Raw genomic sequence first — 12376 nt, 5'->3', positions numbered from 1 at the left:
CAGGAACAGGACACCGACTGTGTGCACCAGTTGCTGCTCCTCGCCAACGCTACCGCCTCCCATGAGCGCACGGCTTCCGAGGAAGCCACCGTGGCGGCCGCCACGGAGTACCTCTCCGCCGTCACCGCGCGAGACCGGACGGCTTCCCGTCCGGCGCTGTCGGGTGAGGCCTGGTCCGCCCGTCAGCGGGTGGAAAAGCTCCTCGCCAACCTCGAAGGCCGGCGCACCATGATGACGGCCGAGATGTGCGGACTGGTGGACAGACTCGTCCGGGAGGCGGAAGCGGCAGGCGACGCACTCGATACCGGGCACCAGGCGCTCATCCAACGCTGGGTCGCCCGAGCCAACGCCAGCAACAACCAGGCGTCCGCACTGGCTGCCTCTCACCGTCGTCCGCGCGGGTCGTGGGGCCGAAGGAGAAGGTATCCCGCCGCTTATGGATCGCACGTCCGTGCCCTCGCTGTGGGGCAGAGCCCAAGCAGGACTGCCGGAGGACCGAACCGCGCGGTATCGGCCAGCGCTACCCGCGGCCCCACGACGAACGGATCCAGCCGATCCTCAACGAACGAAAGGTCCGTGAACAGCAGGGAACCTGTCCGACCTGCGGCCGACCCCCCGGCGAAGCCTGCACCACTCTGAAGGCAGTCCCACACCCCGGGCGCATCGCCAGCAAGAACACGACCCCCGGCTGACGACGTCCGCAGCTCCTCCCAAGGACACCCAGGCGCTGCCTGGTGGAAGCGGGCCGATCACGATCCCGTGCCCCTGCGGGCGACCCGACCACAACGCCGAGAAGGCGTAGCCTACGGTCCAACGGCATACCAACGATCTTGGGGGAGTCATGGCCGAGACGGCCTCGCTGACGGACTGGTCGGACGAGATGCGGGGAGAGCACCTGCGCCGAACCGCACGAGGAGGCTGGGCCAGGATCCGCCCCATGGCGACGATGATGCTGCTCATCGGCACCGTCATGGACGGCGCGCCCTTCACCCGCGAAGAACTGGGCCCATTCGTCTCGACGATGGGCAACCCGGACGGCGCCCTCACCCACTCCTGCTGGGACACCGGCGACGACCTCGACGAGGACGACCTGGCCGCACTCCCCGACCAGATCGCCGAAGCCACCCGCTACGCCGCGCACTACGGCCTGCCGCCGCTGGAGACCAACGACGACGTCATCACCCTCCTGGTGACGGCCAAGGTCCTCCACGAAATCCCGGACGACTCCGGCCGGCTGCGCCTGCACCCGGCCAGCCCCCTGCCGTTCCCCAGTGACGTCCTGCCGCTGAGCGCCGAGGAGGAGAAGGTGCAGCGCGAGCTGCGGATGGGCCTCGTCTACTCCGAGGACTCGTTCGGGATCATCGGACTGTTCGAACCGGACGGGCGCCGGCTCGAGGAGGTCACCACCAGCCTGCAGCGCCTGGCCCGCGTCATCGACGGTGACCCGCACGACGCCCGTCAGGCGGTCCTGCTGCTGCTCGGCGAAGGCGACTTCACCGCCACCGAGGACATCACCGCGATCCCCGCGCACAAGGTCTTCCGGCTGCGGTGCGACTGGGAGAAGTTCGACCAGAGCCGCATCTCCATCCACGGCGTCAACGACGACGGCCAGATCGTCGTGACCCTTCCGGAGGACCACCAGCAGCAGCACGGTGCCGCCGTCGCACGTCCGGACGACAGGCTGTAGGTAGGGAGGATCGCCGTGACGACCTGCTCCTCGGTGCCCGCATCGTGGCCGGGGGCCAGGGTCAGGTGGGCTCGTGCGGTTCGTTCCTGGAGTTCGTGGCTGGTGGCGTTCTGGAAGTTGTCGCCGTCATCGCCGAGGCCGATGGCCCTCATGGCGTCGGCGGTCTCGGCCACGGTGGTGTGCAGGGCGCGGACGGCGCTGGCGATCAGGTCCGGGTGGCGGGGCCGGGCCAGGGCCGGGTACGTGCGGGTGGGCTGGTAGGCGGCGTGCAGGCGCTCTCCGGCGCGGCCAGGCGGGAGCTGATCGAGCGGTGCCGGGTCGTCAAGAGCGGGCCAGCGGACTTCGCGCCTGGCGACCACCATCGCCTCCTGGGCCACCCGGACGGTGATGGATCCCATTTGGATGCGTAGCTGCGAATTATGGCAAGCCAACAAGCTCATTGCTCACTCAACTAGTGAGGATGAGCTGGGTTTTCCGAGCAGACGAAGACTCGCAGCGATCCCCAACGTCCAAGGGGGTCGGTAGGCCGGAGCACTCGGCGACCATGACGTGGCCGGCGAGCGGCCGGAACCCGGCCGCCTTCAGCGCGGCCAGGGTGGGCTGGTAGCCCTGAGAACCCTTCAGGAAGAACGGTGCGGTCGCCACCACGCCGGGGCCGCCTACGGTGCGGCTGATGAGTTCCCCGAGCAGGAGGACTTCGAGCCCGGCGCCCGCCCAGCCACCGGAGACGGAGAAGCCGTCCAAGACCACGAGGTCCCCGAGCACGGAGCGCGGACCCTTCCCCAGGATTTCCCGCGCGGCAGGGGCCCACCGGGCCCGGCCGCCCCGGGACGTGACCACGGCGGACAGGACGGCGGTGTTCAGCTCCGCATCCAGACCGTCGCTTCGCCCGAGCTCCGCCAGGACCGCCGCCGACACGGAAGTGCCAGCCAGGGGAATCCGGCGGACGCTCACCAGGCCGACGTGCTCGCGACTGTCGGACCACGTGCCGGCCGGCCGCCAGACCCCACCGCCACGAGGGCGGCGTACAAGCAGCCGGTGGCTCTCCTGCCGCCGGCCACCGTCCAGAGCAGGACCGACCTCGCTCGTCACCGTGAGGTGCAGGCCCGCCGGATCACCCGGGAGCGAGGACGCCGCCACCCGCTCCGCCACCGATGCACTCACCATGCGCTCCCTCCGCTAACCACCTTCGGCCAGCCCGTTGCACGCAGGATCGCAGAGCACATCGATCACGGTGGTCTCTTTCACGGCGGCCGGAGGAGGTTGGCGCGGAACCGATCCGCGGGCAGCGGGTTCGCCGCTTGCAGTGCGCCGCGTGCTGTCCGGCATCTCGGCGGCCTCGGTCTCAAGCTCGTTCGGGGCGACATCGGTGTCCCGGGTGTGGAGCGACGCCGTCATGGACTGGAGGCGTTCCGGCGACCGTTCAGGAGGCCTGCCGAACGCTCCGGTCCACCCAACTGCCTGACGGTCGATGCGGACGGAGGAGGAAGCGCGCCTTCGATGAGGCGATGAATATGCACATGATGACGGGCACTCCTGGCGTGCTCCCCGTTCTGGCCATCGACACCGAGACCGGCGTCAAGCCGCTCTGGTACGTGATGCCGCTCGCCAACCTGCTTCGGGAGACCCTCGCGGAAGCGGAGACCTTCCAGGAGATCGTCTCGGCGTTCGCCGATCTCGCCGAGACGCTGGCGGAGCTCGCGAAGGAGGGGATTTACCACTGCGGCATCAAGCCGGACAACCTGTTCTGGCACGACGGGAATGCCGTCCTGGGCGACTTCGGGATCGCTCGCTGGGGTGAGGCAGGCCTGACCGCAGTGCGACGGAAGCTCGGCCCGATGGCGTTCATCGCCTGGGCGGTCACCGCGCTCCGGGCCGACTGCGGGACGGCGATCACGACGGCCAGGGCGAGCGGTCCGGCGGCGATCGAGGCCCAGATGCTCGTACGCAGTGCAGTGGTGCGCAGCCGGGACCGGCGGAGGTCGGCACCGGAGGCGATCAGGGACTTATCGGCCGGTGGGTCGTCGCTCCGGGAAAGGACGGGCATTGCGGTACTCCTCGTCGTCAGCGGGCTGTGCTGTCGACGGAGGAAACCCCGCACTCCTTGACGTATCCCTTGATGATCGAAGACCGCCAGATACCGACCTCGCAACGGGCAGCATCAAAGCTCTGACCTGCTGCTTAGCACCGACCATCAAGAATCGGCGGCCGCACCTTGATGCATCATCAAGGTGCGCGGGAGCGGCTCCGGCCGGGCATCAAGGTGTCCCCGGACCGGTGCGGTGGAGCATCAAGGTGAGGGGCCGATCACGGATGCAGACCGGTCGGGATTCCTTGATGGCGGGCCGTCGCGCAGCCGGATTCCTTGATGCCGGAGGCGATGGCTGGACGAACTCCTTGATGGCCCGGGCGATCGTTGGGACGGATTCCTTGATGCCCTCCCCGCCCAGGTCAGCTGATCCGACCGGGCAACGGGCGACGGCACGGTCCCGGTCAGCACCGGCCGCCAGCCCGGCTCGGCTGGACCCCACGATTCAAGTGCGGGTGTGCGATGGCGACGCCGCTGCTTGCGGCCCCCACGTCTGCGGCGCGCAGCGGCGTAGGCGTGCGGCGTTCGGGCAGCGCTGACTCGTCAGTCTTGCGCATACGCAAAGGCCGTCGGCGTCCCGCATAGTCCCCACCGCTTTGCGGGTGATGACCCGTCGGACCCGCACCCGCAAAGGGTGCCGGGCCGGCCTACGCATACGCAAAGGACTGGCATCCCGTCCCGCAATCCGGGCTGCCCCGCATACGCAAAGGACACTGGACCACTTGCCCCTACACCTGACCCGCGCCCCTCCACCCTCCAACCGGCCGGTCAACCCCCTCCGGCCAGTGCCCAGACCAGCGGCCCGGGACCGGTGGTGCTGCGCCCGGGGCGACGCTCCCGGGCGCCGGGCTTTGCTGCGGTCCGGCAACTGCGCGGCTGTCGGGCTGGAAGACTGACGGCCATGACCACCGATCGCCGTCGCCTGCACCGTCCGCTCTCCGCGCCGCCCGTCGATGCGCCCGTCCAGACCAGCGGGCGAGCCCGGCTGCTCGCGGTGGAGCGGGCGACGCTCCAGGAGCCGGTGGCCCCGGCCGAGGCCGTGCCGCCGGCGGTGGCGTCGTCGGGTCGGCGGCGCCTGTCGCCCGGCGGGCTCAGCTTCTCCGCTGACAGCACCGGCACTGTCTCCGGTTCCGAGAGCTGAGGCCGTGGGATCACGTGAGCTTCCCCGGATCGACTGGAGCGGTCGGAGCGTGGAGACGACGGAGCTTCAGCGGACGCTGCGGGAGGGCCGCTACCGGCGGATCGCGGCTGAGATCGCCGAGATCCGCGAGGCGGCCCGGCTGATGACCGAACAGGACGGCGCGTTCCTCGCCGCGAGCGCGGAGTTCCTGACCGTCCAGGCCCGCCTGCTGCACGGCGAGAACGAGCACTGCACCGGCGAGGCGCTTCCGTGGGGCAAGGACACCACCGAGGACCCGGATACCCTTCCGACGCCCGCGCGCAGCGCGCTCCTGATGGCCCGCGCCTACCTCGCCGGCTGACGGGCGACCACCTCGCGGCCCGCACCGGCCTGCCGAACCCCGCACCGGAATGACTGGCCTGAGGGCGGCGCGCGCCACGGGCAATGGGTGCGGCGCGCACCGCCGCACCCATCCTCGCAGAACTGCCATCGGACTGTCGTCATGCAGATACGCCTCGCCCGGACTGACCTGTCGCAACGAAGCTAGCGCCGCATCACCCACTCGTTCGCCTCATCCCGCGAGGCTGACGCGAACGAGTGGGTGCCGTTGCGGATTGCGCCGTTTGACCGCCGATACAGGGGGTGTCGTTCTCGACGGCCGGGGGGTAGAGAACGGTCGAGTTCACGGGGCTGCTGCTGGGTGTGGGGTCAGGTGGTGGCGCAGTCCAGGATTCGGCCGTCGGACGTGCCGACGAGCAGGCGGCCGGGTTCGGTTGCGGTGAGCGCGGTCGGGACGGCGGGGGCGCCGGCGACGGTCAGGTTGTGGCGCCAGCGGAGGGTGCCGTCGTGGAGGTCGAGGGCCAGGAGCTCGCCCTTGCGGTAGGACAGGTAGGCGGTGTCCGGTCCGGTGTCGAGGTCGGTGGCGACGTGGTCGGTCCGGAAGATCCAGCGGGGCGTGCCGTCGTCGGCCGCGCGGCGGACGACGAAGGAGCCGCCGGGCTGGAGGCCCCGGCCGTCGTGGACGGTGCCGGCGTACACCAGGTCACCGTCCCCGGTCTCCGCACCCGGGCTGGGGAAGTGCGTCTGCCCTGGCTCCCAGGAGAACGGGAACAGGGGTCGGGCGCCCGGTCCCGTGGGGGAGCGCGCCGCGAGCCAGCCCTGCTTGGCCCCCCGGCGGGCTCGTGCACCCTGGCGGAAGTAGTCCCGGCTGCCGCGCCGGATCCGCAGACGGTCCTGCCGGTCGACGTATGCGGTGGTCCGGTGCTGGATCAGCAGGCCGTCAGTGAGGGGGGTGCGTGCGGGCCGCTCCGGGGCGTCAATCGTCTGGTCGAGGGTGGCCAGGACGGTGCCGTCCGGCAGTTCCTCAACGGCGAGGACGTGGCGCCGGGACTCCCAGTCCGCGCTCAGCGCGGAGAGCGTGCGGTGGGCTTCGTCCCGTCCGTCGGGGCGCGGGGCGGGGACCCGGGGGCCGGCCAGGTCGGCGCCGGTAAGCGAACGGGGTGCGGCAGCACGCCAGTCTGGCCGCCGTACGACGGCGACGTGGCCCTCGACGTGAGCGTTCCGTTCCTTGTAGTCGTCGGGCGGTGCCATCAGCACGCGCAGTGCCTGCCCGTCGAGCCAGGTCAGCCCGAGGACCTGGCGGCCCAAGTCGTGCTCGATGAGGGTGGTGGTAGAGCCCGATTCCCAGTCGAGCAGGAGCAGCTCGCCCTCGAAGAAGTAGCCGCCGTCGTACTTGCCGGTCCCGACGGCGAGCAGGGGTTCCGTCGGGTGGAAGGCCATGGCGTGCACCGGGAACCGGGTCCGGAGCAGGGCCCGGCAGCCGAGGTCCCCTACGCCGTACACCGCCGCCGTCGCCCTCTGGGCGAACCCGGGCTCACCCGCCACGGCGAGCAGACCACGCCCCTCGTCGGGCACGGCCAGGGCAGGCTCACCGATCTCGGCGAAGGGGCGCTCACCAAAGACGCGCAGGACATGGAGCGGGGAGGTCATACCGAAGATCCTCCCAGCCGGTGCCGTCAGGCCTTCGGGCAGGCCGGTTCGGCGAACACGGCGTCGGCTTCATGTTCACGGTGTCGCAGGGTTTCCGGTGTTCGCGGGACAGTCGTGCTGGTGGGGCTGGGGCCCTGCGATGTTGAGGACGGGGTCTTCTCCTTCGGGGATTTCGAAGACGAAGACGACGCCGGAGGCCGTGGCCTGGACCGAGCACTGGTTGTCGAAGGTCAGCGGTGTGTAGGGCTGCCAGGCGCAACCGGTGCGGTCGAGCGATTCGATCACGTCGGCGTACTTGATCTTGCTGGAGAATGTCTCTCTGCCGACCAGGCCGATGGGGAGATCGATGACATCACGCCAGGTCTGGAGACAGATCAGGATGATCTTCTGGCAGCGGCAGACACTCAGCTCAAGGTCGCCGTAGGCGAACAGACGCGGCCATGATCGACGCTTCCCGATGACCACTTCAAAGGGCTCACCGAGGGCCGCAGTGACGTCGTCCCAGGCGGTACCGTTCGAGACCGGACCCAGCTGTCCCGACTGGGCGAGTTCCGTCAGGACGTCGAGTAGCTCCATGGGGCGGGAGCCTGTCATCTGCGGCTATGGGCTGTCCAACGGCTTTGGCGGGGTGAGGCGAGGAAAGCCTGGAGGCGTGTCGTTGATCAGTCGGGCTGGGCTATCTCGCGGTGGCGGTGGGCGTTGTCGAACAGAGCCCAGCCGTCGAGTTCTTCGGTGGTGGGCCTGCCGGGCTTCCATCCCCGTTGGACAGCTTCGTCGAGCAGAACTCTGACGGTGCCGGGCTCATGAAGGTTCAGGGTCCTGCCGTCGCGGGTTCCAACGGTCCCGGACGGCTGCGGATAGCCGTCCGGGACGAGCCGGTCGGGGCCGTTCTGGAACTGGATTCTCAGGCCGCCGCGACCTTCCAGCGGGCGGATGGCCAGCGTTTCGCAGCAGTCTTCGCAGGTGCCGTCGTCGAGCGTGCGGTGAGTGTGCCGCAGTGACCATAGGTAGGTCGTGTCGCCGGTCGTGAGGCGACGTGTCCTCTTTGCGCTGCGAGCCATCCGCAGATCGTAGCGGTGGCCGGCTTTCCGGGGTTCATCGCTGGTCGGGGCCGTCGTAGTAGCCCGGGCGAGCCAGCAGGACTGAGTTGAAGTAGTAGCCCTGTTCGTCTTCCGGGTCGTCGTCGCCCTGGAACGGGCGCCAGAAGCTGAGGAGTAGGTCCGGCACGACGAAGGACGCGGGATCGTCCTCCGCTGCGACGATCGTGGTGATCTCGGACATGCGTGTCACGACGTCGTGGGCCGGCAGCGCGAAGACGTCGATGCCTCGGAAGACAACGGCGTCGGCCGGCTCGGAGGGGCGTCCCAGTTCGACGGCTTCCAGGAGGTCGCGTGCGCATCCGATGCTGATCATCAGGCCGCTCGGCCGGAAGATGTGCTGACCCGCCCGGTCGGATGGGGAGACTGCCGTGGGTTCCCGCAGCAAGTCCAGCGCGCTGTTGGCGTCCTGGCGCGACATGCCGATCCGGAGGGGGCCGACGCCTGTGGGCGGGGCGAGCTCGAAATGCATGTGCGCATCGTGTCATGGCGCGTTTCGGTCGGCCGGAGGGCCTGCGATGCGGGCTTCGAGGTCGGCGACGCGGCGGTCCTGGAAGCGGAGGTTGGTGCGGGCGGCCTTTTGGCGTTCGTTGAGGGTGCGGTTGTCGGTGGTGAGTTGGCGGACGCGCTGCTTGAGGGTGGTGTTCTCGGTGGTGATCCGCTGGAGGGTCTCTTCTGTCCACTCGGCTTGCAAGTCGCTTACTTGGCCTAGGAGTTCGCCGATGCTGGTGCGCTGGGACTGGATCTCGGTGTGGGCGGCCTTGAGGGCCTCCTCGGCGTTAAGAGCGCGTTCACGCCAGGTCGCCTCGCGCTCGTCCTCCTGCTCGGCGAGGCTTCGGTGGCGGTGGTCGCCGGCCTCGGCCAGCGCTGCGGCGACAGCGGCTCTGGCCTCGGGGTTGTCGTAGAGGAAGGTGCGGGAGACGTCCGCGCGGCGGGCGACAGCGGCGACGCTGACCGGGGTCTTCTCCCAGCGGAGGCGGGTGATGGCCTCGTGGACGCGTCCGAGCGCGGTCTGTGTCTTGCGGTGCCGGGCGGCGAGAGCCGCGGCGGTGCGGGACCAGGGGACAGTGTTGGTGTTCATGCGACCTGCCCTGCCATGTCGTCCGCGCCTTCGGAACCAGCCTCGGCGAGGTCGGCCGCGCGCAACGCGGTGGACCAGATCCGCTGGAAGTAGTCCTGGGGTCTGCGCAGGTCCAGGGCGAGGGTGTCGTCAAGGAGTCCCAGTCCTGCGAGAGCTTTCTCCAGGCCGTCGATGGCGCGGGCGGTGGGCTCGAAGCAGCGGTGGAGGTAGTCGGCGGTGGTGCCGCCGGGGGCGCCTTCGGCCAGCAGCCGCCACTGCTCGCGCTTGCGTCGCCAGTAGAGCAGGTCGGCGCCGGAGAGCACGAACATGTCGCAGTTGTGGCAGTCCAGGTTCCACGGGCAGGCGCCGCCGTCGACGACGGGTTGGAAGGTGCAGAAGCCGCCCTCGGCCGGGGTGCTTCGGCGGGACAGGTCGACGGCGATGGCCTGGGCCTGCTCGCGGGTGAGCGGTGCCGCCGGTTCGGTGAGGAGTTCGCCGGGGCTGGCGGTGCCGGGGCCGGCGACCCAGACGTGCTGCAGGACGTCCTCCAGATCGGACTGGGTCAGGTGTAATGGTGGAGTCGGGTATTGGAACTGTCGGAATGCCTCCACCGGTCACAGCCCCTGCGGGTCTGGGGCCTCTGTGGCGAGGAGAGTGGACAGGGCATCCTGGAGATCTTCGATCTGACGGTAGTGGAGGGCAGCCATCCCCACCTCGCGGGCCGCGATGACGTTGGCGATGGTGTCGTCGATGAACAGGCAGCGGTGGACCGGTGCTCCGACCCGTTCGGCGGCGATGAGGTAGACACGCGGATCGGGCTTCGCGACACCGATGCGGGAAGTGTTCACCACGGCATCGGCGAGGTCGTGCAAGCCTTGCCGGGCAAGATCCGACTCCAGTCGTGTGGTCGCATTGGAGACCAGAGCGACCGTGGCGACTTCGCGGACCCTGGTGAGGAGGGACACCACCTCTTGATCGACGCGTGGCATGAGATCAGACCAGGCGGTGACCACGTTTCGGGCGCGGTCCATTGATCCACATACGTCGGCGAGGTCGGTGGCCACCGCCGAGCGCCATTGCTCATCGGTGATCTCCCCCGTGATCGCGGGGTGCAGGCGAGGTGGTGCGAAGGCGGCTGCCGCAAAGGTGCCCGCAGGGAGTTTATGGACATGGTCAAGGTCAGCGTGTCCGACAGTGGGCCAATGCCGCAGCACCCCGTCGATGTCACAGAGCACGGCGTCGTAGGGGAGGACAGTCATGGTGCGAACTCCTTGCTTGTGGTTGTCCGTTGGCTGACGTCGGCGGCGTAGGCGGCCCAGTCGCCGGCGGATGCCTTCTGCCACTGGACGGCGACTTGGATGTGGATGCCGAGCATGCGGGCCAGGATCGCGGCCGGGACTTCCTCGGCGAGGGCGAACAGGGCCGTTGACCGGGCCTGGCCTGGTTGGATTCCGACGGCGATCAGCCGTAGGCCGAGCCGGTCGGCGCTGATGTGCTGGCCTGGGCGTTGACCTGGAAACAGCCAGGGCGTCTGGCCGGTGTGTCCGATCACGGTGTAGGGGCGGCGTGTTGCGATGAGGTCGAGGACCAGTGTGGCGAGTGGTTCGGGCAGGATGGTCGGGGAGGTTCCCAGCTGGATCGCAACCCGGCCATTTGCCGCTGTGACCTGATCGACGGTGAGGCTGCTGATCGTGCTGAGCCGTTGGGCGTAGAAGAGTAGGAGCAGTCCGGCGACCCGGTCGGCCGTGGTCAGCGTGGCGTCGTGGAGGAGTCTGCGGGCGTCGTTCCATCGTCCTTCGGAGTCGTGGGGACCGACCGGGCCCTGCCAGCGCTCGGCGCCGAAGGTCAGCCCCTTCGCCAGCCGGTTCTTGGTCGCCCGGCGGATGAAGTGGCCGGTCTGGTCCCGGTAGCTGAGGTCCTCGCCTGCCTTCCACTGGTCCAGGTCGGGCTGGGTGCAGGTGGTGAGGGTCAGACCGCTGCCGGCCAGCCAGTCCAGGAAGTTGACCGCGGCGGTGATGTGGCTGCGCACGTTGGCCATCTGCAGGTGGGTGGCGTGGCCGGCGCCGAGGCGGCCCCGTAGGCGTCGTAGGTGGTGCCAGACCGCGTATCGGTGCAGCATCGCCCGTTCCTCGTGATCGTCACGGGACGCGACGGCTCGGGATGTCCAGCGTTCGAGTTTCACCAGGCGCTCGTCGCGGTCAGGCAGAATGCCTCCAGCGACGAGAACGGCCCGCAGATGGTCGAGGGTCTTGCCGGTCGGGAGCTCGTCGAGGACGTCGTGGGTCACCGCGCGTTGGTCGGCTGCGATCTCCTTCAGCAGCCCGGCGACGGCAGGGCGCGACAGCCAGGCGACGGCGGTGACCGGTCGGTCGATGCCGGTCAATGCGGCGTGCAGCGGGGCCAGTTCCCGGCGAACGGACCCGTCAGGGCCGGCGAACACCTCGTCGGCGCGTTGAGTGAGAGTGCAGCGGTGGCAGGGCCGGTGCGCGCTGGTCTGCCAGGTGGTTTTGCAGATCGGGCAGCGTTCCCAGAAGTCTGGGTCGGGGTTGAGGCACCTTGCGCACAGCGGTGCCTTGCGGGTGCCGCCGCGGATCGAGGCGATGGTGTGGCAGCCACTGCAGCGGGCCCACCAGGATTGACACCGTTCGAGACCCGACCCAGCTGTCCCGACTGGGCGAGTTCCGTCAGGACGTCGAGTAGCTCCATGGGGCGGGAGCCTGTCATCTGCGCCTATGGGCTGTCCAACGGCTTTCTGGCGGGTGAGGCGAGGAACGCCTGGAGACGTGTCGTTGATCAGTCGGGGAGCGCGCGGGGCTCGGACTAGGGTGTTCGGATGACCGTCATCGACCCGCTGGTCCCTGTCCTCGCCGGACTTCTCGTCGACAACATCCGGTTTCTCGACAGCTGCGATGACGACGAGGTGGATCCCGACTGCGCAGTGAAGGTGATGGAGGACGTTGCCTCTGTGCTCAAGGGTCTGCCGTCCGAGCAGCTCAACCGACTCCTGCTGGCGGTCGAGGGTCTGGCCGAAACTGAGTCCGATCCCGAACGGCGGGAGTTCCTGAAGGCGTTACCCGACGCCTGCGGGCTGGTCGAGGAGGCCTGAAGCGCAGGGCCTGCCGGCTCTCGACGGCCGGACAACGGTCACGAGTCCACTGCCAGGTGCGCCGGCGTCAGCGGCGCAGCGTCCGCCGGGCCAGGGTCAGGGTGACCTCGGTGTCGTCGCTCCATGAGCAGAGCTCCAGCCAGGAGAGGTAGCCGGCCTGGGTGAAGAGCAGGACTTCGCCGGGGCAGTCGCCGTTCTCGGTGTAGATCTGGGCGTTGGCGGCCACCA

Annotated in this window: 15 protein-coding genes; 6 read left to right on the top strand and 9 right to left on the bottom strand. The window is 69.3% G+C overall.

Annotated features, from left to right (window positions below; all coding sequences use genetic code 11):
* The first annotated feature begins 841 nt into the window (after positions 1–841).
* A complete protein-coding gene (locus tag ACFUK0_RS28865; RefSeq protein WP_380255325.1) occupies positions 842–1687 on the top strand; it encodes a DUF6042 family protein in 846 nt (281 codons plus the stop codon).
* A gap of 44 nt (positions 1688–1731) precedes the next feature.
* Complete coding sequence (locus ACFUK0_RS28860) at positions 1732–2097, top strand: hypothetical protein (RefSeq protein WP_380255323.1); 366 nt, start codon at positions 1732–1734, stop codon at positions 2095–2097.
* A gap of 37 nt (positions 2098–2134) precedes the next feature.
* On the opposite strand, the gene ACFUK0_RS28855 is transcribed toward ACFUK0_RS28860, so the two are convergent.
* Complete coding sequence (locus tag ACFUK0_RS28855; protein WP_380255321.1) at positions 2135–2839, bottom strand: hypothetical protein; 705 nt, start codon at positions 2837–2839, stop codon at positions 2135–2137.
* Positions 2840–3207: 368 nt separating this feature from the next.
* On the opposite strand from ACFUK0_RS28855, the gene ACFUK0_RS28850 reads away from it, so the two are divergent.
* The 3 genes from ACFUK0_RS28850 (at position 3208) to ACFUK0_RS28840 (ending at position 5257) form a co-directional block, all read left to right on the top strand.
* The gene (locus ACFUK0_RS28850) at positions 3208–3795 is read left to right on the top strand and encodes a hypothetical protein (protein WP_380255319.1); all 588 of its coding nucleotides are present in this window, start codon (positions 3208–3210) and stop codon (positions 3793–3795) included.
* Between the two features lie 882 nt (positions 3796–4677).
* Positions 4678–4917, top strand: coding sequence for a hypothetical protein (locus tag ACFUK0_RS28845; protein WP_380255318.1), 240 nt, complete (start codon positions 4678–4680; stop codon positions 4915–4917).
* Between the two features lie 49 nt (positions 4918–4966).
* Entirely contained in the window at positions 4967–5257 is a 291-nt protein-coding gene (locus tag ACFUK0_RS28840; RefSeq protein WP_380255316.1) for a hypothetical protein, read from the top strand.
* A 347-nt stretch (positions 5258–5604) separates the two neighbouring features.
* Here ACFUK0_RS28840 and ACFUK0_RS28835 read toward each other — a convergent pair whose 3' ends face one another.
* From ACFUK0_RS28835 to ACFUK0_RS28800, 8 genes are all read right to left on the bottom strand, one after another.
* On the bottom strand, positions 5605–6885 hold the full coding sequence (locus ACFUK0_RS28835; protein WP_380255314.1) for a hypothetical protein: 1281 nt from the start codon (positions 6883–6885) through the stop codon (positions 5605–5607).
* Positions 6886–6960: 75 nt separating this feature from the next.
* The gene (locus ACFUK0_RS28830) at positions 6961–7461 is read right to left on the bottom strand and encodes a hypothetical protein (protein WP_380255312.1); all 501 of its coding nucleotides are present in this window, start codon (positions 7459–7461) and stop codon (positions 6961–6963) included.
* Between the two features lie 86 nt (positions 7462–7547).
* A complete protein-coding gene (locus tag ACFUK0_RS28825) occupies positions 7548–7946 on the bottom strand; it encodes a hypothetical protein (RefSeq protein WP_380255310.1) in 399 nt (132 codons plus the stop codon).
* A 34-nt stretch (positions 7947–7980) separates the two neighbouring features.
* On the bottom strand, positions 7981–8454 hold the full coding sequence (locus tag ACFUK0_RS28820; RefSeq protein WP_380255308.1) for a hypothetical protein: 474 nt from the start codon (positions 8452–8454) through the stop codon (positions 7981–7983).
* Positions 8455–8466: 12 nt separating this feature from the next.
* Complete coding sequence (locus tag ACFUK0_RS28815) at positions 8467–9063, bottom strand: DUF6262 family protein (protein WP_380255306.1); 597 nt, start codon at positions 9061–9063, stop codon at positions 8467–8469.
* On the bottom strand, positions 9060–9653 hold the full coding sequence (locus tag ACFUK0_RS28810; protein WP_380255304.1) for a hypothetical protein: 594 nt from the start codon (positions 9651–9653) through the stop codon (positions 9060–9062). Before ACFUK0_RS28810 ends, ACFUK0_RS28815 begins: the two co-directional genes overlap by 4 nt.
* Before the next feature lie 3 nt (positions 9654–9656).
* Positions 9657–10301 (bottom strand): HAD family hydrolase, encoded by a 645-nt coding sequence (locus ACFUK0_RS28805; protein WP_380255302.1) that lies wholly within the window; start codon positions 10299–10301, stop codon positions 9657–9659.
* Positions 10298–11425, bottom strand: coding sequence for a hypothetical protein (locus ACFUK0_RS28800; protein ID WP_380255300.1), 1128 nt, complete (start codon positions 11423–11425; stop codon positions 10298–10300). Before ACFUK0_RS28800 ends, ACFUK0_RS28805 begins: the two co-directional genes overlap by 4 nt.
* Before the next feature lie 450 nt (positions 11426–11875).
* On the opposite strand from ACFUK0_RS28800, the gene ACFUK0_RS28795 reads away from it, so the two are divergent.
* The gene (locus ACFUK0_RS28795) at positions 11876–12148 is read left to right on the top strand and encodes a hypothetical protein (protein WP_380255298.1); all 273 of its coding nucleotides are present in this window, start codon (positions 11876–11878) and stop codon (positions 12146–12148) included.
* Positions 12149–12376: the final 228 nt, after the last annotated feature.

The organism is Kitasatospora sp. NPDC057223 (assembly GCF_042669755.1).
GTDB lineage: Bacteria > Actinomycetota > Actinomycetes > Streptomycetales > Streptomycetaceae > Kitasatospora.
Note: the sequence above shows the minus strand (reverse complement) of the source record. Positions and strands in the feature narration are given on the sequence as shown.

Coding starts and splice junctions, on each gene's coding strand:
- ACFUK0_RS28865 (WP_380255325.1), top strand. CDS start 842: ATGGCCGAGACGGCCTCGCTGACGGACTGGTCGGACGAGATGCGGGGA.
- ACFUK0_RS28850 (WP_380255319.1), top strand. CDS start 3,208: ATGATGACGGGCACTCCTGGCGTGCTCCCCGTTCTGGCCATCGACACC.
- ACFUK0_RS28845 (WP_380255318.1), top strand. CDS start 4,678: ATGACCACCGATCGCCGTCGCCTGCACCGTCCGCTCTCCGCGCCGCCC.
- ACFUK0_RS28835 (WP_380255314.1), bottom strand. CDS start 6,885: ATGACCTCCCCGCTCCATGTCCTGCGCGTCTTTGGTGAGCGCCCCTTC.
- ACFUK0_RS28830 (WP_380255312.1), bottom strand. CDS start 7,461: ATGGAGCTACTCGACGTCCTGACGGAACTCGCCCAGTCGGGACAGCTG.
- ACFUK0_RS28825 (WP_380255310.1), bottom strand. CDS start 7,946: ATGGCTCGCAGCGCAAAGAGGACACGTCGCCTCACGACCGGCGACACG.
- ACFUK0_RS28820 (WP_380255308.1), bottom strand. CDS start 8,454: ATGCATTTCGAGCTCGCCCCGCCCACAGGCGTCGGCCCCCTCCGGATC.
- ACFUK0_RS28815 (WP_380255306.1), bottom strand. CDS start 9,063: ATGAACACCAACACTGTCCCCTGGTCCCGCACCGCCGCGGCTCTCGCC.
- ACFUK0_RS28805 (WP_380255302.1), bottom strand. CDS start 10,301: ATGACTGTCCTCCCCTACGACGCCGTGCTCTGTGACATCGACGGGGTG.
- ACFUK0_RS28795 (WP_380255298.1), top strand. CDS start 11,876: ATGACCGTCATCGACCCGCTGGTCCCTGTCCTCGCCGGACTTCTCGTC.